General features: G+C 56.5%; 21 protein-coding genes. 12 read left to right on the top strand and 9 right to left on the bottom strand.

Annotation, left to right across the window (positions count from 1 at the left end; translation table 11 throughout):
• Nucleotides 1–64: 64 nt before the first annotated feature.
• The 3 genes from NE562_RS00390 to NE562_RS00400 all read right to left on the bottom strand — a co-directional run bounded on the left by NE562_RS00390 (nt 65) and on the right by NE562_RS00400 (nt 2,821).
• The gene (locus NE562_RS00390) at nt 65–1,240 is read right to left on the bottom strand and encodes an iron-containing alcohol dehydrogenase (RefSeq protein ID WP_280960405.1); all 1,176 of its coding nucleotides are present in this window, start codon (nt 1,238–1,240) and stop codon (nt 65–67) included.
• Nucleotides 1,241–1,442: 202 nt separating this feature from the next.
• Nucleotides 1,443–2,210, bottom strand: a complete 768-nt coding sequence (locus NE562_RS00395; RefSeq protein ID WP_280960406.1) for a helix-turn-helix transcriptional regulator — start codon at nt 2,208–2,210, stop codon at nt 1,443–1,445.
• Nucleotides 2,211–2,605: 395 nt separating this feature from the next.
• Nucleotides 2,606–2,821: a hypothetical protein gene (locus NE562_RS00400; RefSeq protein ID WP_280960407.1), complete on the bottom strand. Its 216-nt coding sequence runs from the start codon at nt 2,819–2,821 to the stop codon at nt 2,606–2,608.
• Nucleotides 2,822–3,135: 314 nt separating this feature from the next.
• Here NE562_RS00400 and NE562_RS00405 point away from each other — a divergent pair, with 314 nt between their 5' ends.
• The 6 genes from NE562_RS00405 to NE562_RS00430 all read left to right on the top strand — a co-directional run bounded on the left by NE562_RS00405 (nt 3,136) and on the right by NE562_RS00430 (nt 8,296).
• Nucleotides 3,136–3,450, top strand: coding sequence for a (2Fe-2S)-binding protein (locus tag NE562_RS00405; protein ID WP_280960408.1), 315 nt, complete (start codon nt 3,136–3,138; stop codon nt 3,448–3,450).
• The gene (locus NE562_RS00410; RefSeq protein WP_280960409.1) at nt 3,447–4,532 is read left to right on the top strand and encodes an NAD(P)/FAD-dependent oxidoreductase; all 1,086 of its coding nucleotides are present in this window, start codon (nt 3,447–3,449) and stop codon (nt 4,530–4,532) included. The genes NE562_RS00405 and NE562_RS00410 overlap by 4 nt, the downstream gene beginning before the upstream one ends.
• Nucleotides 4,529–5,020, top strand: coding sequence for a 4Fe-4S ferredoxin (locus NE562_RS00415; RefSeq protein ID WP_280960410.1), 492 nt, complete (start codon nt 4,529–4,531; stop codon nt 5,018–5,020). The genes NE562_RS00410 and NE562_RS00415 overlap by 4 nt, the downstream gene beginning before the upstream one ends.
• Nucleotides 5,021–5,038: 18 nt before the next feature.
• Nucleotides 5,039–5,323 carry a (2Fe-2S)-binding protein gene (locus tag NE562_RS00420; protein ID WP_280960411.1) on the top strand — a complete coding sequence of 95 codons (285 nt, stop codon included), beginning with the start codon at nt 5,039–5,041 and terminating at the stop codon, nt 5,321–5,323.
• Complete coding sequence (locus NE562_RS00425; protein WP_280960412.1) at nt 5,320–6,468, top strand: NAD(P)/FAD-dependent oxidoreductase; 1,149 nt, start codon at nt 5,320–5,322, stop codon at nt 6,466–6,468. Before NE562_RS00420 ends, NE562_RS00425 begins: the two co-directional genes overlap by 4 nt.
• 220 nt (nt 6,469–6,688) lie before the next feature.
• Nucleotides 6,689–8,296 (top strand): BCCT family transporter, encoded by a 1,608-nt coding sequence (locus NE562_RS00430; RefSeq protein WP_280960413.1) that lies wholly within the window; start codon nt 6,689–6,691, stop codon nt 8,294–8,296.
• Nucleotides 8,297–8,349: 53 nt separating this feature from the next.
• Here NE562_RS00430 and NE562_RS00435 read toward each other — a convergent pair whose 3' ends face one another.
• On the bottom strand, nt 8,350–8,763 hold the full coding sequence (locus NE562_RS00435) for an acyl-CoA thioesterase (RefSeq protein WP_280960414.1): 414 nt from the start codon (nt 8,761–8,763) through the stop codon (nt 8,350–8,352).
• 266 nt (nt 8,764–9,029) lie between these two features.
• A complete protein-coding gene (locus NE562_RS00440) occupies nt 9,030–12,761 on the bottom strand; it encodes a phosphoribosylformylglycinamidine synthase (protein ID WP_280960415.1) in 3,732 nt (1,243 codons plus the stop codon).
• A 278-nt stretch (nt 12,762–13,039) separates the two neighbouring features.
• Between NE562_RS00440 and rpe the strand changes: the two genes are divergently transcribed.
• The 4 genes from rpe (at nt 13,040) to NE562_RS00460 (ending at nt 16,147) form a co-directional block, all read left to right on the top strand.
• Nucleotides 13,040–13,723: a ribulose-phosphate 3-epimerase gene (gene rpe / locus NE562_RS00445; RefSeq protein ID WP_280960416.1), complete on the top strand. Its 684-nt coding sequence runs from the start codon at nt 13,040–13,042 to the stop codon at nt 13,721–13,723.
• 312 nt (nt 13,724–14,035) lie between these two features.
• On the top strand, nt 14,036–15,016 hold the full coding sequence (locus NE562_RS00450) for an ROK family protein (protein WP_280960417.1): 981 nt from the start codon (nt 14,036–14,038) through the stop codon (nt 15,014–15,016).
• Nucleotides 15,013–15,624 (top strand): HAD family hydrolase, encoded by a 612-nt coding sequence (locus tag NE562_RS00455; protein WP_280960418.1) that lies wholly within the window; start codon nt 15,013–15,015, stop codon nt 15,622–15,624. The genes NE562_RS00450 and NE562_RS00455 overlap by 4 nt, the downstream gene beginning before the upstream one ends.
• 4 nt (nt 15,625–15,628) lie before the next feature.
• The gene (locus NE562_RS00460) at nt 15,629–16,147 is read left to right on the top strand and encodes a methyltransferase family protein (protein ID WP_280960419.1); all 519 of its coding nucleotides are present in this window, start codon (nt 15,629–15,631) and stop codon (nt 16,145–16,147) included.
• Between the two features lie 77 nt (nt 16,148–16,224).
• Here NE562_RS00460 and NE562_RS00465 read toward each other — a convergent pair whose 3' ends face one another.
• From NE562_RS00465 to NE562_RS00475, 3 genes are all read right to left on the bottom strand, one after another.
• A complete protein-coding gene (locus NE562_RS00465) occupies nt 16,225–16,539 on the bottom strand; it encodes a YbjQ family protein (protein WP_280960647.1) in 315 nt (104 codons plus the stop codon).
• An 18-nt stretch (nt 16,540–16,557) separates the two neighbouring features.
• Entirely contained in the window at nt 16,558–17,877 is a 1,320-nt protein-coding gene (locus NE562_RS00470) for a hypothetical protein (RefSeq protein ID WP_280960420.1), read from the bottom strand.
• Between the two features lie 177 nt (nt 17,878–18,054).
• On the bottom strand, nt 18,055–19,020 hold the full coding sequence (locus NE562_RS00475) for an alpha/beta fold hydrolase (RefSeq protein ID WP_280960421.1): 966 nt from the start codon (nt 19,018–19,020) through the stop codon (nt 18,055–18,057).
• A 187-nt stretch (nt 19,021–19,207) separates the two neighbouring features.
• Here NE562_RS00475 and NE562_RS00480 point away from each other — a divergent pair, with 187 nt between their 5' ends.
• Nucleotides 19,208–19,549 carry a phenylpyruvate tautomerase MIF-related protein gene (locus NE562_RS00480; RefSeq protein ID WP_280960422.1) on the top strand — a complete coding sequence of 114 codons (342 nt, stop codon included), beginning with the start codon at nt 19,208–19,210 and terminating at the stop codon, nt 19,547–19,549.
• Nucleotides 19,550–19,591: 42 nt separating this feature from the next.
• A complete protein-coding gene (locus NE562_RS00485; protein WP_280960423.1) occupies nt 19,592–20,128 on the top strand; it encodes an HdeD family acid-resistance protein in 537 nt (178 codons plus the stop codon).
• Nucleotides 20,129–20,167: 39 nt separating this feature from the next.
• Here the strand turns inward: NE562_RS00485 and ung are convergent, their stop codons facing one another.
• Nucleotides 20,168–20,842 (bottom strand): uracil-DNA glycosylase, encoded by a 675-nt coding sequence (gene ung / locus NE562_RS00490; protein ID WP_280960424.1) that lies wholly within the window; start codon nt 20,840–20,842, stop codon nt 20,168–20,170.
• Nucleotides 20,843–20,932: the final 90 nt, after the last annotated feature.

The raw sequence follows: 20,932 nt of genomic DNA on the forward strand, positions 1-20,932 counted from the left end.
TAACTGGGCGCGGCGGGGGCGGGCGGAGGGGCCTTTTCCCCCGCCGCGGCTCCAGTGCGTTTTTTTACATAGCCGAGCGGTAAATCTCTTCCGCGATCTCCGGGGTCAGCTTGACGAAGTGGCCGTGGTTGGGCGCTTCGTGGAACATGCCCGCCGCGAGTTTGGGCGCGTCCTCCGGCTTGCCGCCGATCTCGCCGATCGTCGTGGGCATGCCGATGGACTTTACAAAGTTCTGGAACGCCGCGATGCCTTCGAGCGCGGTGGTCTCGGGGTCCTCAAAGTTCATCTGGCAGCCGAACACGCGGGTGGCGAACTGCACGAAACGGTCTACGCCCTCGTGCTTCATCGCATAGTTCATCCAGTACGGCGTCAGAATCGCAAGGCCCGCGCCGTGTGAGCAGCCGTAGGTGGTGGACAGCTCGTTCTCCATATGGTGGGTGCCCCAATCCTGTTCGCGGCCCACGCCCGTGATGTTGTTGTGCGCGATCATGGCAGCCCACATGATGTTGGCGCGCGCTTCATAATTAGAAGGATCGGCCATGACGCGCTTGGCTTCCTTGACGATGGTCAGCATGACCGCTTCGAGCAGACGGTCGGTCAGCTCGACATCTCTGGTGTGCGAGAAATAGCGTTCCATGCTGTGCGACATAATGTCGGAAATGCCGCTTGCCGTCTGATACGGGGGCAGGGTGGTGGTCAGCTCGGGGTTCATGATGGCGAACATCGGGCGCAGCACGTCGCCGTCCGCGCATCTCTTGTGCATGCCGTCCTCGTTGGTGATAACCGAGTCGGTCGAGCCTTCGCTGCCGGTCGCGGCCAGTGTGAGCACAACGCCGATCGGCAGAGACTTGGTGACTTGGCCCTGCTTGCCGCAGTAGAAGTCCCAAAAATCGCCGTCGTAGAGCGAGCCGAACGCAATGGCCTTGGCCGAGTCAATCGCGCTGCCGCCGCCTACCGCGAGCACAAAGTCGATCTTTTCCTTGCGCGCCAGCTCGATGCCTTCGTAGACCAGACCGCTGAGCGGGTTCGGCTTCGCGCCGCCCAGCTCGATGTAGGAGATCCCTTCCGCGTCAAGCGATTTCTTCACGCGGTCCAGCAAACCGGAACGAACCACCGAGCCGCCGCCGTAATGGATCAGGACCTTGCTGCCGCCGTAACGTTTGACGCACGCGCCGGTCTGCTCTTCCGAATCTTTGCCGAAAACAAAATAGGTAGGGCTGTAAAAAGTAAAGTTGTCCATAATACGTTCCTCCTGTAATCCTTTAACGATGTGACCCTGCGCTTTAGCGCTTGCAACAACTGTTCCAATTTTCCCTTTCGGCTGCCGAAGCCGCCTGCTTGGAAAATTCGCGGTTTGCCTCCTTTCCTACATCTTTTCGCATAAAAATGGTTTGCTCAGGGTGTGGGTTCCTGATAAAACCGTATTTATGATGGTGCTCCTGTTAGCCTGTGGTTCGCCTTAGTCCTTGCGCTTCAAACTCGGCCGGCGCGTCCGGTCTGTTTTGCCGTTTGGCGCAGGCGCGCTCCCGATAGGCCTTTGGCGTCATGCCTGTAATGTTGTGGAACGCGCGGGTGAAGGTCGCGTTGCTGCTGTATCCAACCATGATGGCGATGTCCATCACGCTGTAATTCATGCCTTCCAGCAGCTCTTTCGCCCGGTTGATACGGATATAGCGCAAGTAAATGCTGGGGGAGAAGCCTGTTTGCTGCTTGAACCAATCGCTGTAATAGGTCGCGTTATAGCTTTCGATCTTGGCAAGCTGGCTGATCGTGATAGGCAAATGATAGAATTCGCTGATATAGCGGATGGAAGGAGAGGCGCAGTTGCCCATCAGCTTGCTATACAGATAGCTGTAAAGATGGTGCACCGACCGGCTCTCCGGGTTTTGCTTGAGCTCCGTTTGTATCAGCTCGACTAATTGCGTGATCTGATCCCGGATGGCAACGATGAGCGGATAGGATAGCAATACGTGGTTTTTCAGTTCAGGCTCATCCTTTGGTATATTGATCACTTGCAACAGTCCGGAAAAATCACAGCGGTGCAGCAATCCCGGCGGGATAAAGCATAGCTCCTTGGGCGTTACCTCGTATTCTTCCGACCCGATCCATATATGCAGCGGCTGCTCTAGCGGGATCAGAATCTGCGGATAACCGTGCGCATGCTCTCCATAGCACTCATGATAGAGGTGACAATCCAGTGTATTGTTCATGATCCGGCCTCCTTATCAGCATGCGTTCGGGGGTTCGTGTTCATTTTCTTTCTTCAGTTGTATTGTAATGTGTGACGCAATGGAACAGTCAACCACAAATTATTTATGCATTGATGGGGCAAAAACGTATGAGTTTGAGAAGATGATTTTATGCATAGTGTACAGACTTTCCGGAGAAAAGCCCGTGTTATCGTTTTTTTGCCCCTGTGAGCACCGTTCCGCAATGGAATACTTTACAGACGCGGCGCCGCGGCGTACCGGCCCTTTTACGCGCTCTGCGGATTGGCGAGATCCATAGTTTTTAAACGCCGCAGGGAAAAACCCGCACAGTCATCGGATCGATAAAAAATCCGTGGTAACTGCTGATTACCACGGATTTTTTTATTGATAACGTATCACAAAAGCGGCGGCTGCCGCACATAGGCCGCCGCGGAACAAACAGCAACCGGCGCTCTTGTCGACCGATCGTTTTCGTTGCCGCCAAAAATCGCGAACCGTTCCATCGCGGAACAGTAGCGGAAAAGAACTCCTGACAGAAAAAGTGGCTTTGCAGCACGAAATATGTTTAGTTTGCACAATGAAACGAGAATGAAATCATCTGTTTTTGCCATAGCGGTGCAGAAACAATTTGGAATTGACTGTTCCATTGTGTAACATGCTAAACTAGATTTCAAGAACAACCGCAGTATTTCGTGCAAAAAGCCGATCCAGAGGCCATGGCAAACTTTCCGCCATACGACCGGCTTTGCATATAAAAACGATCGGGAAGGGAGCGGGTACGGCATGACATAGAGCGAGCCTATGTTAAAAAACATGGAACAAGATTTTTTTCAGATGAGCAGCGTCCGAATGATAGACAACATAATATTGCGGGTTATACTCAGCCGGCCGGCTTGAGATAACACAGCGCCTAGGAGGGACAAACATGAGAATCACAGAACATCCTGTATTGGAATTCCAGCACGGACAGGAGGTCGAATTCACTTTTGAAGGTCGCACTCTGGTTGGTACGGAAGGTGAGCCGATTGCGGCGGCGCTCCATGCGAATGGAGTCCGTGAACTGCGCGAGCACCACGGACGTCCCAGAGGTTTTTTCTGTGCCATCGGTAACTGCTCGTCCTGTTTGATGGAAGTCGACGGTGTTCCTAATGTCCGCGTCTGCGTCGAACCTCTTAAAAGTGGAATGGTCGTAAAACTGCAACAGGGCAACGGCTCGTTGATGGGAGGTAGCATGACATGAAATTTTCAGACGTTGTAGTGATCGGGGGCGGCCCCGCCGGGATGAGCGCAGCGCTTGCCGCCGCCGATGCCGGCGTCCGTGTGACGATTATGGATCGCTGGGGTGAATTGGGCGGTCAGTTGATCAAGCAGACCCACCGCTTTTTTGGATCGGAACGGGAAAAGGCCGGCACGCGCGGCATCGAGATCGTGCAGCAGCTTCGCAAGCAGATCACGGAAAATCCGCGGATCGAGGTCAAGGTGAATACCGATGTTCTGGGTATCTATTCCGACCGTGTCATCTCCTATGAAGAAGGCGACCAGTACGGCCGCATGACGGCGGAAAAGATCGTGGTCAGCACCGGCGCCGCGGAGAAAATGCTGTTATTTGAAAACAACGACCTGCCCGGCGTATACGGCGCAGGCGCGGTACAGACGCTGATGAACGTTTACGGGATACAGCCCGGACAAAAGGTTTTGATGATCGGCGCGGGCAATATCGGCCTGATCGTGACCTATCAGCTGCTGCAGGCCGGTGTGAACGTTGTAGCGATCGTTGAGGCCGCGCCCCGGATCGGCGGCTATAAGGTGCACGCTTCCAAGGTTCGCCGTATGGGCGTGCCGATCTATACAAAAACCACGGTCAAATCCGCGCTCGGCAGCAACCATGTCACCGGCGCCGTGCTGGCGGATATGGACGATAAGTTCCAGATCGTTCCGGGCACCGAACGCGAGATCGAGGTGGACACCATCTGTCTGTCCGTCGGTCTGGCTCCGCTGAGCGAGCTGGTATCGCAGACCGGCGCGCAAATGCATTATATCCCGCAGCTGGGCGGCTTCGTGCCGGAACGGGACGACACGCTCGAAACGACCGCGCCCGGCGTATATGTGGCGGGCGACGTATCCTGCATCGAGGAGGCCACCGCCGCCATGATCGAGGGCAGCATCGCAGGCCTGTCCGCCGCGATCGCCACGGGGATGAACCATCCGGAGATGCTCGCCAAGCGCGACGAGTGGATCGAGCAGCTCAGCATTCTCCGTTCCGGCAAAACCGGCAAGAAGATTCGTGATGGACTGGAACTGATGGGGAGGGAACAAAATTGACTGGAACATTGGAGAGCACCGGCATTGCAAGCCGTGAAATGTTTGAAAAGCTTCTTCCTTCCGCCGAGCGGAGGGCGAAAGGCCCCTACGCGGTGATGGAGTGCTATGAAGAAATTCCGTGCAATCCCTGCAGCACAAGCTGCCCCTGCCACGCCGTCAAGATGGGTTCGCTGAACGAATGCCCCATCTGCGAATATGACGACTGCACGGGCTGCGGCAGCTGCGTCAGTCGCTGCCCCGGTCTGGCCTGCTTCGTGATCAACGAAACCGTGGGAAACGGACTGATTGATATCACATTCCCCTATGAAATGCTGCCGGTACCGGAAAAGGGCGCTATCGTGCAGGCCCTTGGCCGCGACGGCGCCGTGGTCGGACAGGCGGAGATCGTCCGTGTCCTTCATTCTCCCAAGCTGGACCACACCAACGTGATCACCATGCGGGTTGCGGCGGAGCTCATTTATGACGCGCGCAATATCCGCTGCGAATGAAAGGAGGCAGGAACCGTAATGGATGAAAGCAAAATCATCTTGTGCCGCTGCGAAAACCTGACGCTGGCCGACCTGCATAAAATGCTGGACGAGGGCATGACGTCGATGCAGGAGATCAAAAAGAAATCCCGCTGTACAATGGGCCCCTGCCAAGGACGCACCTGCAAGGAAATGATCGCGAAGGAGATCGCCAACTATTTACATAAGACGGTGGACGAGGTGGATGTACCCGTCAGCCGTATTCCGATCAAGCCCATCACGCTGGGCCAGATCTATGAGAGCATCGGAGGTGACGAGACGTGAGAAAGACCGCTGACGTAGTGGTGATCGGCGGCGGTAACGCCGGCACATCGGTCGCCTACCATCTGGCAAAGCTGGGTGTAAAAAACGTAGTAGTTGTAGAGCAGCAGTATACGCCCTTCGGTGGCTCGGGCCGCTGCGCGGCGCAGTTCCGGCAGCAGTTTGCCACGGAATCCAACCTGCGGCTGGCCCTGCTCTCCACCGCTGAATTCGATGTTCTCGGTGAAGAGACCGGCTTTGGCGATCTGGAGATCGACAAGCACGGCTATCTTTTGCCGGCCTACACCCCCGAACAGGTCGAAAGCCTGAAATACAATGTGGCGATGCAGCGCGCCATGGGTATCGATTCCTATGTGCTGGATCAAAAGCAGTGTAAAGAAACCGCCCCGTATCTGGAGGTGGGCGAGGTTCTGGCAGGCTCTTACTGCACCGGTGAAGGCGTGATTAACCCCATGAAGCTGGCGCTGGCCTACAAAAAGGGCGCGGAAGACCGTGGGGTCGAGTTCAACAACTACACATCCGTGACCGGTTTTCGGATTGAAAACGGAAAGATCAAGGGCGTTGTGACCGACAAGGGCGAAATTGCCACGGATTGCGTTGTCAACGCCGCCGGTGAATGGGGCAAGTTTATCGGCCGCATGGCGGGCGTATCCATCCCGGTGGAACCCGAAAAGCACCAGATCGTGGTCACGGAGCCGCTGGAATATATCCGCGCGCCCATGATCTATTCACTTTACAAATACGGCACGTACATTACGCAGGTCAAGCACGGCGGCTTCCTGATGGGCTGGTCGGATCCCGACGTCGAAGCGGGCATTATCGATTTCCAGCCGGAATGGAAGTTCCTCGAAGAGCTCTCCAAGCGTATCATCGCGCAGGTACCCGCGCTGGCGAATGTGCGCATCGTCCGACACTGGGCGGGCCAGTACGGCAACTGCCCGGACCACGGCGTGGTCGTCGGCGCGGTTCCCGAAGTGGAAGGGTTCATCTGTGCCTTGGGCTGCACGAAGGGCACCATGTTCGCTCCGGCGATCGGCATCCTAGCGGCTGAATGCGCGGTGGGGATAGAGACCACTCTGCCCATGGAAACCCATTCGATCGACCGCTTTGCCAAGGGAAACCTGATCATCGACCCCGCGCTCCTGTAACCGAAGCTTTCTTTATAAGCATATTACCTACACCTTATCATGAGCGGTGCGGTATACCATACACCGGCTCACAAGCGTGAGAACTATCATTTGGGCCAACAGCGAAAACTGTTTCTTGTTGATCACAATAGAAAATTACACGGCCCAAAGCGCCCCTAGGTATCAGTTAGGTTCCCAAGGGGCGCTTGGGCTTCGTGTAAACCGCAAAATGAGGTATGTAATGGGTAAGAAAAAAATAAAAATCGAAAAGGGTATCTTTATTCCCGGCGCGATCGTTTTAATTGCGATGATCCTGTTCGGGTTTCTATTCCTTGATAAGTTCAATGAACTCATGCTGCTGCTTTACGATGCGACCACCAAGAGCTTTGGCTGGTTTTATCTGCTATGCTCCGCGTTCCTGATTTTCTTCTGCTTGTTCGTTTGCGTCACACCGTTTGGCAAGAAGATACTCGGCGGCAAAGAAGCCAAACCGGAGCATAATGTATTTACTTGGTGCGCAATGACCATTTGCTGCGGCATTGCCACCGCGGTCGTATTCTACGCCGTGGGCGAGCCGCTGACATATTTCCACAATCCGCCCGCGTTCACCGGGCTGGAGGCGGAAACCGCCGCCGCCGCGGTGCGCGGCATTCAGATCGCCGCGTTCCACTGGGGTTACGTCTACTACGGCATCTTTACCTTCTGGGGTCTGGTAGTGGGGTATATGGTATACAACCATAACCTGCCGCCGCGGCCGAGTTCCGGCCTTTATCCGGTTTTAAAGGATAAGATCTACGGACCGATCGGCAAAGTCATCGACGTGTTGTGCCTGCTGGCCCTGATCGGCGGCATGGTGACCTCTCTGGGCTTTGGCGTGCAGCAGTTCGCTTCCGGACTGGATTATGTATTTGGCATCAAGCCCAGCAACCTGATCTTTGTGGCCACCATTTTAGTGGTGACCCTCAGCTATACCGTGTCCAGCGGACGAGGGATCAAGAAAGGCATGGCGATTATCAGTAACGTCAACGCCTATATCTATATTGCCTTGATCGCGTTTCTATTCCTTGCCGGCCCGACGGTGTTTGAGCTGAATATGACGGTGGACGTGCTGGGTTCCACCATCAACAACTTTATTGGCACGGCTTTGAACGCCGACGCGTTTGATGTGGGCAACGGCTGGAGCCGGGGCAATACCGTATTCTTTATGGCTTGGATCATGGCTTACGCGCCGCTGATCGGCCTGTTCCTCGCAAAGATATCACGCGGCCGCACCATTCGCCAGTTCCTGCTGGTCAATATTTTGGTGCCCGGCACCTTTGTGGTGCTTTGGTTCGTATCCTTTGGCGGCAACGCCATTTATCAGGATGCTTTCAATAATGCCAATATCATCGGCACGATCAATGAAATGGGCTTCCCGGTATCCAACTACGCGCTGCTGGGGCACCTGCCCTTGAAATCAATCACCATTCCCATCGTCATTCTCGCGCTGTTCTTCTCCTTCATCACGCTGGCCGACGCCATGACAGGCACCATGGCCACGATGACCTGTAAGAATATCACCGAGGATGAAGCGCCTGTGCTGATCAAGGTGTTCTGGGGCCTGCTGTCCGGCGGCGCCACGATCCTGTGCCTGTTCTGCCTCGGCACCAGCGGCACCACTTCGCTGCAAAACATGAGCATTGTTTACGCTTTGCCCATTTTCCTGTTCACCATCCTCGCCGTGGTTTGCGTATGGCGGATGATGAACGGTACGGTCGACAAGGAAATGGAACAACTGGCAAAGCAGGCGAAAAAGGCTGCGCCGGCCTCGGATAAGACCGCAGTCAAAGAAGATGTAGCGGCCCCGTAAAAGAGAAATACATCAAAAAAAGCTGCCCTTCCTAAAAGGAGGGCAGCTTTTTCTTAAGATTCTGCTTGCGCGGCGGTTGCAAATACCTCGTGCAGTTCCGGCCAAACGCGGCGGAGCGCCACGGGCTTGCCCGTTCGATCGGTAAAGCAATGGCTGGTCTCGCCGGTACAGCATAGGATGCCGGTGGCTTTGTTATACACCTCGTAGGCGAGGAAAAGCTTAACGCCGGTGTAACCGGTGACGCGCGCGGCGACCTGCACCACATCCCCGAAACGGGTCGACGCCTTGTAGGACGCGTTTGCCGTTAACACCGGGCTGCCGATCCCTTGCTGCTCGATCTCCTCATAAGGATAGCCGAGGTATTCCAGCAAAGCCACCCGCGCCTCCTCAAACCAGCGGATATAGTTGGAGTGGTGTGTGATGCCCATACCGTCCGATTCATAATATTGGACCTTATGCTCGTACAAATTGCAGCGCTCCTTTAATTTACGGGTTCATAGTCGGGGCTGTAAAATAAGTTCTCACAAATTTTGTCATTCTGAGGAGCGAAGCGACGAGACCGTAGTCTGCTATCCTTAATCTGCCGCTTGGTGGCATTTTAATGAGCGCGAATCTCGCGCGAACGCGCGAAATTTATGCTGGGAACGCACGTTCGCGCGAGATTCTTCACTTCGTTCAGAATGACATGTGGGTACTCTTCTATTTTGCAACAGGTTTTTTACAGCCTCTCTCTTTACTTAAAGTATTTTACGCCGTTTTCAAAGATCGGCTGATACTTGTTGCCGTAAATGTTGCGGCCGACAAACGGGCTGTAGCGTTCGGTGTGCCCCATCTTGCCCAGCACGCGGCCATCCGGGCTGGTAATGCCTTCAATCGCGCACATCGAACCGTTCGGGTTCCATGCGATGTCCATGGAGGGCTTGCCCATCGCATCGACGTACTGAAGCGCGACCTGTCCGTTTGCGATCAGCTCATCGATCACATGCTGCGGCGCGACAAAGCGGCCCTCGCCGTGGGAAACGGCGATCGCGTGCATTTCGCCCACCTCGCAGGAGGACAGCCAAGGCGACTTGACCGAAGCCACGCGCGTGTTCACATAACGCGACTGGTGGCGGCCGATTAGATTAAAGGTAAGCGTCGGATCGTCCGGCGTCATTTCGCTGCGAATCTCGCCGTAAGGCACAAGGCCGAGCTTGATGAGCGCTTGGAAGCCGTTGCAGATGCCGAGCATCAGGCCGTCGCGCCGGTGGAGCAGCTCGTGGATACCATCCTCGATGCCGGGACCGCGCAGGAAAGAGGCGATGAACTTGCCCGAGCCGTCGGGTTCGTCGCCACCCGAGAAGCCGCCCGGCAGAATGACCATCTGCGCGCGGCGGATCGCCTGCTCCAGCTGCTCGGCCGACTCGGCGAGAGCAGCGGGCGAATAGTTGCGCACGACGATGACCTCCGCCGCGCCGCCCGCGTTTTCCACGGCGCGCGCGGTGTCGTACTCACAGTTGGTGCCGGGGAAGACCGGAATGACCGCGAGCGGCTTCGCCGTTTTGACGGCGGGCGCCGCGGCGCCGCGCGCAGCGAAAGATACGGCTTGAAGGTGTTCGTCCTCGGCGGGCGCCTTGGTCGCAAACACGCTTTCCAGTTTGCCCTCAAAGGCGGCGGTCAATTCGTCAAGCGATACCCGCTCGCCAAAGGCGGAGACCGCTTCGTCGCCCGTCGTATGGCCGACCAGCCAGCAGGCGGGCAGCGGCTCGGTCGCTTCGAGCAGGATACCGCCGAAGTTTTTCAGGAACAGCGCTTCCGCCGGGAAGCCCTCGTCAAACGCAAAGCCGACGCGGTTGCCGAGCGCCATCTTGCACACGCCCTCGGCCACGCCGCCCACGGACAGCGCCCAAGCGGAAACCGCCTTGCCGGAAGCGATCAGATCGGCGGCTTCGTTCCACATCTGCATGATCGTCGCGTAATCGGGCGAGCCGTCCGGCAGGTAGGAAGCGTCAAGCAGGTAGACCGGATGCCCGGCGGCCTTGAATTCGGGCGAGATCAGCCGGCCCGCGTCCTGCGGCGCGATCGCGAAGGAAACAAGCGTGGGGGGCACGTCCATCTCGTCAAACGAGCCGGACATGGAATCCTTGCCGCCGATGGCCGCGAGGCACAGCTCCTCCTGCGCGTTATACGCGCCGAGCAGGGCGGAAAGCGGCTTGCCGAAGCGCTTCGGATCGCGTCCCAAACGCTCAAAATACTCTTGGAAGGTGAGATAGGCGGTCTCGTAATCGCAGCCCGCCGCGACGAGCTTGGCCACCGATTCAATGACCGCGCACGAAGCGCCGAGGAAGGGATTTTCAGCGGTGAAATAAGGATCAAAGCCGAACGCCATGACAGAGGCGGTCGCGCACTGACCCGACTGCGCGGGCAGCGTGGCGGCCATGACCTGCGTGGGCGTTAGCTGATATTTGCCGCCAAAGGGCATAAAGACGGAGTTGGCGCCGATCGAACCGTCAAACCGCTCGACAAGGCCGCGCTCCAGACAAATGCCGAGCGTTGCGGCGTGCGCAAGCAGCTTGTCGCGCATGGTGTCGCCCGCGGGCGCGCACTCGATGGAAGGCGCGGGCAGGGGTGCGATCTCAGCCGTTACATGCTTGGCGCAACCGTTTGTATTAAGGAAATCGCGCGAAACATCGGCAATCATCACGCCGTTCCACGTCATGCGCAGACGGTTCAGATCGGTCACGGTCGCGACGACGACCGCCTCGATATTTTCCTTCGCGGCTTCTGCGATAAATTTATCCGCATTTTCAGGCGCGACGACGACGGCCATGCGTTCCTGCGATTCGGAGATCGCAAGCTCGGTGCCGTCCAGACCGTCATACTTCTTGGGCACCTTGTTCAGATCGATGTCAAGGCCGTCGGCCAGCTCGCCGATGGCAACCGATACGCCGCCCGCGCCAAAATCGTTGCAGCGGCGGATCATGCGGGTGACCTCGCCGTTGCGGAACAGGCGCTGGATTTTGCGTTCCTCGGGCGGGTTGCCCTTCTGCACTTCCGCGCCGCAGGATTCGAGCGACTGGTCGGTGTGCTTTTTGGAGGAGCCGGTCGCGCCGCCGCAGCCGTCGCGGCCGGTTTTGCCGCCGAGCAGGATGACGATATCGCCCGGATCGGGCACTTCGCGCACGACGTTTTCCGCCGGCGCCGCGCCCACGACCGCGCCGATCTCCATACGCTTGGCTACATAGCCGGGGTGATAAATCTCATGCACAAGACCGGTGGCAAGGCCGATCTGGTTGCCGTAGGACGAATAACCCGCCGCCGCCGTCTGGCACAGCTTGCGCTGGGGCAGCTTATGCGCAAGGGTGTCGGAAAGGGGCACGGTCGGATCGCCCGCGCCGGTCACGCGCATGGCCTGATAAACGTAGGAACGGCCGGAGAGCGGGTCGCGAATCGCGCCGCCCAGACAGGTGGCCGCGCCGCCGAAGGGCTCGATCTCGGTCGGGTGGTTGTGGGTCTCGTTTTTAAACATCAGCAGCCAGTCCTCGAAGTGCTGGTCCACCAGCGCCTTGACGCGGATCGAACAGGCGTTAATCTCTTCGGACTCGTCCAGATTTTTGAGGTAGCCGCGCTTTTTCAGCACCTTGGCCGCGGCGGTGGCGATATCCATCAGCGTGACCGGACGCTTGCTCGCCTTTTCCTCGCCGTACACCTCGACACGGGCGGCAAGGTAGCGGTCAAACGCCTGCTGCACCATCGGATCGTCGATCTGAACGCCGTCGATCTCGGTCAGGAAGGTGGTGTGGCGGCAGTGATCCGACCAATAGGTATCGACCATGCGCACCTCGGTGATGGTCGGGTCGCGCTTTTCCTCGTTTGCAAAGTAGCTTTGCAGGAATTTCAGATCGTCCAGATCCATGGCAAGGCCCATGCCGGACAGCAGGTCGCGCAGGTCGTTTTCGTCCATATGCGTAAAGCCGGTGACCGAGGCGACCGAAGAGGGGATCGCGTATTCGACAAAAAGCGTTTTCGGCTTGTCCATCGAAGCCTCGCGGGCGTCGACCGGGTTGATGAGATAGCCGCGGATCTTGTCGAGATCGTCGGCCGTGAGCGCGCCTTCCAGCACGTAGACCTTGGCCGCCGCGACGCGCGGTCGGTCGCCGCCGGTCAGCAGCTGGATACACTGGGCGCAGGAATCCGCGCGCTGGTCAAACTGGCCGGGCAGCGGCTCGGCGGCAAGAATCGTGTGCGGGCCCTCCGGCCGCGCGAAGTCTTCGTCAAAGCACAGATCGGCCATGGGTTCGGAAAAGACGATGCGCTTGGCGCGTTCGTAGTGCTGCGGCGCAAGGCCCTCGACATCGTACCGGCACAGGGTGCGCACGTGCGTCAGCCGCTCAATGCCTAAAAGGTCGCGCAGGCTCTGGCACAGGCCGCGCGCTTCCACATCAAACCCGGGCTTTTTTTCGGAATAGCAACGAAAAACGCTCATATTCTTTAGTCCTCTCATCATAAAAACTCAAATTTCGCTAATATATTTATTCTACCTGCTTTTCCTCTATAAATCAATCGGTGAGGCAGACAAATTCCTTTGAAATTATGAAGAAAACGTGTATAATAAAGTCAAAGGGGAGCGGGCGCGGGACGATACCGCCCCGTGCGCCGCTCCCGTATCTAAAAAAAGCGGCCCGGAGCCGGCCGGACGCCGGGAGCCGCTTACCATCAAATTATGCCGCGCAAGGCCGCGCGGTCACAGGAGGAATATAAAATATGGAAATCAAATTATCGCCGTCCATCCTTTCGGCGGATTTCGCCAACCTCGCGCGGGATATCAAGGTCGCGACCGACGCGGGCGCGGAATATGTCCACGTAGACGTTATGGACGGTCACTTTGTGCCCAATATTACGATTGGCGCGCCGGTCGTCAAAGCGCTGCGTAAGGCGACCGACAAGGTGCTCGACGTGCACCTGATGATCTCCGACCCCGATCAGTACTTAGATGATTTTATCGCCGCGGGCTCCGATATCATCACCGTGCATTACGAATCGAACGGCGATACGCTGGAGCAGCTCAAAAAGATCCGCGCTGCGGGCGTGAAGGCGGCTTGCACGATCAAGCCCGGTACCGATGCTTCCGTGCTGTTCCCGCTGCTGCCGCACTGCGATATGGTGCTGATTATGACCGTGGAGCCGGGCTTTGGCGGACAGGGCTTTATCCCGGAATGCATGGATAAGATCAAGGCCGTCCGCGCGGAAATTCAAAAAAACGGCTATGCGTGCGAGTTGGAGATTGACGGCGGCGCAAAGCTATCCAATACCGCCGATATCGTCGCGGCGGGCGCGGATGTGATCGTCGCCGGTTCCGCCGTGTTCGGCGGCGATATTGCCGGTAATGTCAAGGCGTTCCATGACGTGTTTGAGCAAGGCGCCGCCAAGGCGGGCTGGAGCAAGTAAATCGTCATACGAAAAGCAGCAAAATAAGTTCCCACAAATGAATAGAAAACTGTTGCAAAGCGAAGAATGCTACCAATTTTGTCATTCTGAGGAGCGAAGCGACGAAGAATCTCGTGCCAACGCGCGGAAGTTACGCTGGGAACGCGCGTTCGCGCGAGATTCTTCACTTCGTTCAGAATGACATTTGGTACTCTTCTATTTTGTAACAGTTTTTTTACAGCCCTTTTTTGCTTGACAAGATAGCGCGTCTGCGGTATAGTAAACATAGAAATTAAAGTACTATTAAAAACTTTGTAAATAAGAGGTGCTTGCATGGCGGACGCCGGAAAACTAAAACAGGAAAACACCCGGCTGCTTCGCCGCGCGCTGCGCGGCGGCGAGCGTTTTGGAAAAAATGAATTGGCCCGTTTAACCGGACTGAGCTTTCCCACGGTCAGCCGCATTGTAGACGAATTGGTACGGACAGGCGAGGTGCGGGAGCTTGGCGCGGGCACGTCCACAGGCGGCCGATGCGCCATGCAAGTGGCGCTTGACCCGGAATATCGGCTGTTTCTTTGTTTGCGGCTGGAAACCGATACGCTGCACTGGTTTGTCAGTGATTTGGACGGCAGACGGATCGAAGAGCAGGAAACCGCCTGCAAGGGAGATACCCTACAAGCGATCGGCACACTGCTAACGTGTGTGCGGGCGCGTTACCCGCGGCTTGGCGCCGCCGCTTTCGGCCTGTCCGGCACGCTGAAAAGCGGCACGGTCACCGAAACGTTTGGCCGGACCGAGCTGCGGGGCGTGAGCCTCGCAGCGTTTTTACAGGAAAAACTGGGCCTGCCCGCCGTGGTGCAGCGCGATATGCACGCGGTGGCGCTCGGCCACGTCGCGCGAAGCAAAAAGAAACCGCGCGCCGTGGCCTGTATTTATCTGGGGCCAACCGGCATCGGCTCCAGCCTTGCGCTGGATGGCCGGGTTTGGAGCGGCGCGAACGAATTTGCGGGCGAGCTGCATTATCTGCCCATCAAAAACAATCTGGAATACGCCAAAACGCACTTTGCGGGCGTGGATATGGTGGCATACTATTTGCAAGTCATCCGCGCGTACGCGGCGCTGGTCAACCCGGACCGCGTCGTCATTTACCGGGATGCGCTGCTGGAGGGGAAGCTGGAACGAATCCGCAGCGCCTGCGAAAAGACGCTGCCGCCGCAGGCCGTTCCGGAGCTGATTCTTTCCGGGGATTTTTACAGCGACTATGAACAGGGATTGTTCGAACTTGCCGCCGGACTGACCGGGGAGGAACTATGAAACGAATCTTTGCTTTTGATATTGACGGTACGCTGATCGACACCGTGCAGGTGGACCAGTACGCCATCCAAACGGTGCTCCGCGAGCAGGGCAGGGAGTACACACTCGAGGAGCTGCGCTTCTCCTTTGGCATGCCGGGGCGGGAAGCGCTGCGCATTTTGCAGGTGCCCGATATCGAGGGCACGATCGCGCGGTGGGAACAGCTGGCCTACGCGGAACTGGATAAGATCAGTCCGTATGAAGGCGTGATTGAAACCCTTTGCGCGCTGCGGGCGCGGGGCGCGAAGCTCGGCATCGTGACGGCGCGCACCCGCGCGCAATACGAAGCGGGCTTTCAGCCGCTCGGCCTTGAAAAATACTTTGATACAGTCGTCTGCGCGGACGAGGTCGCCCACCCTAAGCCCGCGCCGGACGAGCTGCACGAGTGCCTGCGCCGTTTGGGCGGCACGGCCGAAGAAGCCGTTTATATCGGGGACAGCCGGTATGATATGGCGTGCGCCAGATCGGCCGGCGTGACGGCGGGCCTTGCGCTCTGGGGCTGCGAGGAAGCGGACGCGTTGGATGCGGATCATAAGCTGAGCCATCCGTCCGAGATCTTAAAGCTGTGACCGCATGGGCGTTTTTTTATTGCTGCCTTTTTTTCTGATACGGTTCGGGCTTTTATCCCGACTCAGTCAGGATGCGGTGAAGCGCGCCGCCTACTTTGCGCCGCTGCTGGAAACAGAAAGAGCGGCCTATTGGATTTACCAAATTTCCAATGCGGCGATCGTGCTCTATCTACTTTTCCTTTCGGTCAAACGCATTCCAACGTGGATATTTGCCACAGGGCTGACCATGTATGCGGTAGGTTTGCTGCTGCTTGCGGTGTCGGTCGTGAATTTTGCAGCTCCTGTGGAAAACGGGTTTCACAAAAACGGACTTTATAGGCTGTCCCGCAACCCCATGTACGTTGCGTATTTCGTGTTTTTCATCGGCTGCGCGCTGTTGACGCGATCGCTTTTTCTGTTTGTTTTGGTGCTTCTTTTTCAAATATCGGCGCACTGGATCATTCGGTCGGAAGAACGCTGGTGCGTGCAGCAATACGGAAAAGCGTATCTACAGTACATGGCTAAAGTACGGCGGTATCTTTAAAAAAGCTAGAATAAGTTTGAAATAAAAATAATGCCTGCTGCTTATAGTGCAACAGGCATTATTTGTTTATCCGTCATTTAGTTTTCAAATTTTACCGCTGTGCCATAGGCCATCACTTCGGCCGCGCCGGGCGCGATCTCGGAGGAAAGGTAACGCACGCCGACGATCGCGTCCGCACACATGCGTTCGGCCTGCGCGGTCATCCGTTCGGTAGCGATGTCGCGGGATTCGTTCATCAGCTCGGTATAGGATTCCATCTCGCCGCCGACTAGATTTTTCAGGCCCGACATGAAATCATGTCCAAAGTTTTTGCACTGTACGGTGCTGCCGCGTACTAACCCTAAAATCGTGAATTTCGTACCCGGCAAGGTCTCGGTGGTGGTGAGCAGCATCATAAAACCTTCTTTCTTTTATTCGTCTTTCGCTAAATGCATGCCGTCGTAGCGGGTTACGTGGTAGGTGTAGGGCATCGCGTCGGTCTCAAAGCCGATCTCGCGCAGCACGGCGCGCACATTTTCAACAAGCTTATAATTGAAATCCCGCTGAGAGAGCGAGACCTTCAGCACATCCTTGTACGAGCTGACCAGCACGCCGAAGGGCTGGAAGGCGCATGGCAGAATGGCGGAATAATCGGCGATCAGCGCTTCCATCTCGGGCGGCACCTTAAAAGCGCCGATGTTGGTAAGGATAAAGCTGTCGCGACGTATGTAATCGCGCGCCTGCTGGCGCATCATTTGCTCTTTTTCATCGATCGGCATGTCGCTCTTGTGCGAGCTCGCCACACGGTTCGCGTTTTTCAGCGCCCAGTAAACGGCGTGCGGTAAATGGCGCTGCGTATCAAAATACGCCTTGCAGGCCTGACACGCTTCCAGAAACGGCAGGCTAAAATAATCGTAGAAAAAGGGCAGATCGAGCAGGGATACAAAGAAACGCGTCGTCGTTGTTTTCACATAGGCGCGCAGGTCCATCGGGATCTCGGCGATGATGGGCTCCTTGCGGTCAGTGCCTTCGTAATAGGTGCGGTACATGCCCATAGAAAGCGCGGTCATCAAAAAGGTCATGGGCGTAACGCCGTTTTCCTTGGTGTAGTGCAATACTTTCGGCAGGGAAAGCGTCAGCTCGGTGGTTAGCTCGTCCTCGTCGCTCGACGAGTCGTACTCGGGCATATGGAAGGCGGGCACGTCTTCGTGGTGCTCGGCGTCCGATTGGGGCATGCCGCGCAGGCGCAGATAGCCGTCCTCGCAATCGCTGGGGGTAAACGCGGTCTCCTTGGTGCGGATCGAGCCGTCGTTTACCACGTCATGCCCCATGCCGCGCAGATAATAAAACAGAATGGTGCGGATAAAAGCGTCGAACCCGCGCCCGTCCGATGTACAGTGCTGGTATTCCAGATAGATCGTGCTTTCCTTGTAGCCGCAAAGGAACAAATAACCGTTCGTATCGTCTGAACCAATGTAGTAGGGCGAAATATCCTCCATGGGCAGCACGACCGGCGGCTTGGTCAGCAGGCGATAGGCGTATTTCGTGTCGCCGCGCGTCAAGCCCAGCGCAAACTGCGGGTAACGCTCGAGCGCCTGTCGCACAGCGGCCAGCAGCACACGCGGGTCGACCGGTTCGGTCATGCGGATGATATGGCGCGGCGCGGTGGTCAAATCCTTGTGGGTGGCGTACATGAAGATACAGCCATAGCTGTCCACATGAAGCAAATCGTCAAGATAAGCATCGTACATTGCAAAGCACCTCCAGCGGATGTTTTTTTAAATCCTCTTGTCTCCTTTTATATTATAAATCGTTTTGCGCGCGAAAAACAGAGAGCGGTTGTACAGATTTGCAGAAATTGGGACGGTAACTTTGGAAGAAATTACAAAGGAAAAGCGCCGCTTGGGGAAAGCGGCGCAGAAATAGGGTCAGTTTGCAGCTTCTTCGGGTGCGGTCTCACCGGCAAGCCGGTTTTCCAGCCAGCGTGAGATATCGCCATATACATCAAGCCGGTTCAGCTCGTTTAAAATTTCGTGGCGGGCGTCCTTGTAAAAGATTACATCGATACCCCGCACGCCGGCGCCGCGATACAGGCCGACGACACGGCGCACGCCGTCCCCGTATTTGCCGACCGGGTCGCCGTCGCCTGCGAGGAAAAGCAGCGGCAGCGAGCGGGGCGTGGCGCGGAACGTATGCGCGGCGTTCGCTTTAAAGCACAGCGTGTATAAATCGCGGAAACCGGTCGCGGTAAAGACAAAATTGCATTTGGCATCGGATTCGTATAGGGCGACGACGTCCTCATCTCTGGAAAGCCAGTCAAAAACGCTGTGCGCGTCCTTGATGCGGCGGTTATAGCCCTTGTAGGTCAGGCCTGAGAGAAAGCCGCTTCGGTAGGTCATGCCGCGCGAGCGGGCGATGGAATCGGCCAGATGGGCGCAGGTGGCCGCCGCGGGGTTGGGACCGATGGTGCCGGATAGGATACAGCCGGAAAGCCGCTCTCCGTATTCGGTCAGGTACAGGCGGGCGATCAGCGAGCCCATTGAATGCCCCAAAAGAAAATAGGGCAGGTCGGGGTAGCGGCCCTGCATCAGGTCGGTCAACTGCTGCACATCGCGTACAAGATACCGCCAGCCGTCCTTTGTGGCAAAAAAGCCGAGTTCGCCCGGGCGGGAGACTGATGCGCCGTGTCCGATATGGTCATTCCCGCAAACGATAAAGCCGAGGCTGCAAAGATACTTTGCAAAGGCGGTATAACGAGAAAAATACTCACACATGCCGTGTGAGATTTGGACGATCCCGTTCACCGTGACGCCTTCGGGTACAAGGATGTAATAGGTGACGTTGGACACACCGTTGGCGCTGCGGAAAATATTTTGGGTACACTTGATATTCATAAAATACACTTCCGATCCGACGGGTGATAATTTGCTGGCAATATCATATCACATTTTCGGCCGTTTGTGCTGTAAAATGTACAAAGTTAACAAAGCGTTCAAAACTGTACCAAGCTGGACACAGGCTTGCCGGGTGACGGAAAGCGTGCTATAATGAAAGAAATATAAGGAAAGAGGCGCTTAAATTATGCCGTATATTGCAATTCGCACCTCCTGCGCGCTGTCGCAGGAGCAAAAGGATGAACTGAAATCGGGCCTTGGCGAGCGTATCGCGCTCATTCCCGGCAAGGACGAAAGCCGGCTGATGGTGGACATCGCGGACGGGCACGCCATGTATTTGGCGGGCGTGCAGCGGGAACTGGCCTATGTGGATGTAAAGTGCTACCGCGCCGCGGAATTTGAAAGCAAAAAGAGATTCACCGAAGCGGTGTTCCAGCTGCTGGAGCAGACCGTGGGCTTGCCGAAGGACGCGGTATACCTTACCTACAGCGAATTTGAAAACTGGGGCACGCTGGGCTCGATGAAGTAAACAGCGTTTATCACACACTAAGGACAGCGGGGAGGGATTTCTGTGAAGGATTCAGTCAGCCGCGCTTTGTGGGGCGCCGCCGGTTTGTTTCTGGTTGTAACAGGCGTTTATTTTATCATCCATCCGGACGCCACGCTGGTCTCCATCGCGTTTATGATGGGGCTGGCGCTGCTGGTATCCGGCGGCGCGAATTTGATCGTTTATGTAACGCGCCGCCGCGCGTATCTTGCATCCGGCTGGTTTTTGGCGGATGGATTGGTCGATGTTTTGATCGGCCTGGCGTTTCTATGTAACCGCTGGATCGCGACTTCGCTATTGCCGTTTATCTTTGCGGTATGGGCGGTGATTTCAGGGCTTACCAAGCTGGTCAACGCCTCCATTCTCCGAAGGTTCGGCTCCATGGCATGGGGCTGGTCGTTGGTGATCGGTATTATTTTGGCGGCGCTCGGCGTCGCTACCTTTATCAAGCCGCTCGTCGCGGCGGTCGCGATCGCCGTGCTCGTGGCGGTTGTCCTGATCGCGCAGGGGCTGCTCGCGATCATGCGCTGCCTCTTCATCAGCGATATGTACAAAAAGTAACAAAAACCGCCGCGAGGACAATCCTCGCGGCGGTTTTTGTTACGGCGTATTGAGATTCCAATCGATCGGTTCCATGCCGTTTTGTTCTAGAAACGCGTTGCATTTGGAAAAATGCTTGCACCCGAAAAAACCGTTGAACGCAGAGAGGGGAGAGGGGTGCGCGCACTCCAGAATTAGATGCTGCGGCGCGGTGATGAGCGGCTTTTTGGAACGGGCGCCCGCGCCCCATAGCAGAAAGACCACCGGCTTTTCGCGTTCGTTCAGCCGCTGAATCACATGATCGGTAAAAGTGGTCCAGCCCAAATTTTTGTGGCTGTTGGCAAAGCCCTGCCGCACGGTGAGCACGGTGTTCAAAAGCAATACGCCCTGTTTGGCCCATTTGGTCAGCGTGCCGTTCGGCGGCGCGTCAAAACCCAGATCGTCGTGCAGTTCCTTAAAAATGTTTTGCAGGCTCGGCGGCGGCTGTACGCCTTCTTTTACCGAAAAGCACAGCCCATGCGCCTGACCCGGTCCGTGATAGGGATCCTGTCCGAACAGCACGGCCTTTACATCCGAAAAAGAGGTATAGCGCAGCGCGTTGAAAATATCGCTCATAGGCGGGAAAATCGTCTGTTCCGCATATTCCTTCTTCAAGAAATAGCGTATTTTCTTATAATACTCCTGCTCGAATTCGTCCGCGAGCAGGTCGTCCCATTCGTTTCCGATATGCACCATTTCATGTTCACCCCAAGTGTTTTTTTGCCATTATAGCACAGGCGCGCGAAAAAAGCTATTGACAAGACGGGAGGAAGCGGGTATATTTGA

The sequence above is a fragment of the Butyricicoccus faecihominis genome, from assembly GCF_024462775.1.
In the GTDB taxonomy this organism is placed as follows: Bacteria; Bacillota; Clostridia; order Oscillospirales; family Butyricicoccaceae; genus Agathobaculum; species Agathobaculum faecihominis_A.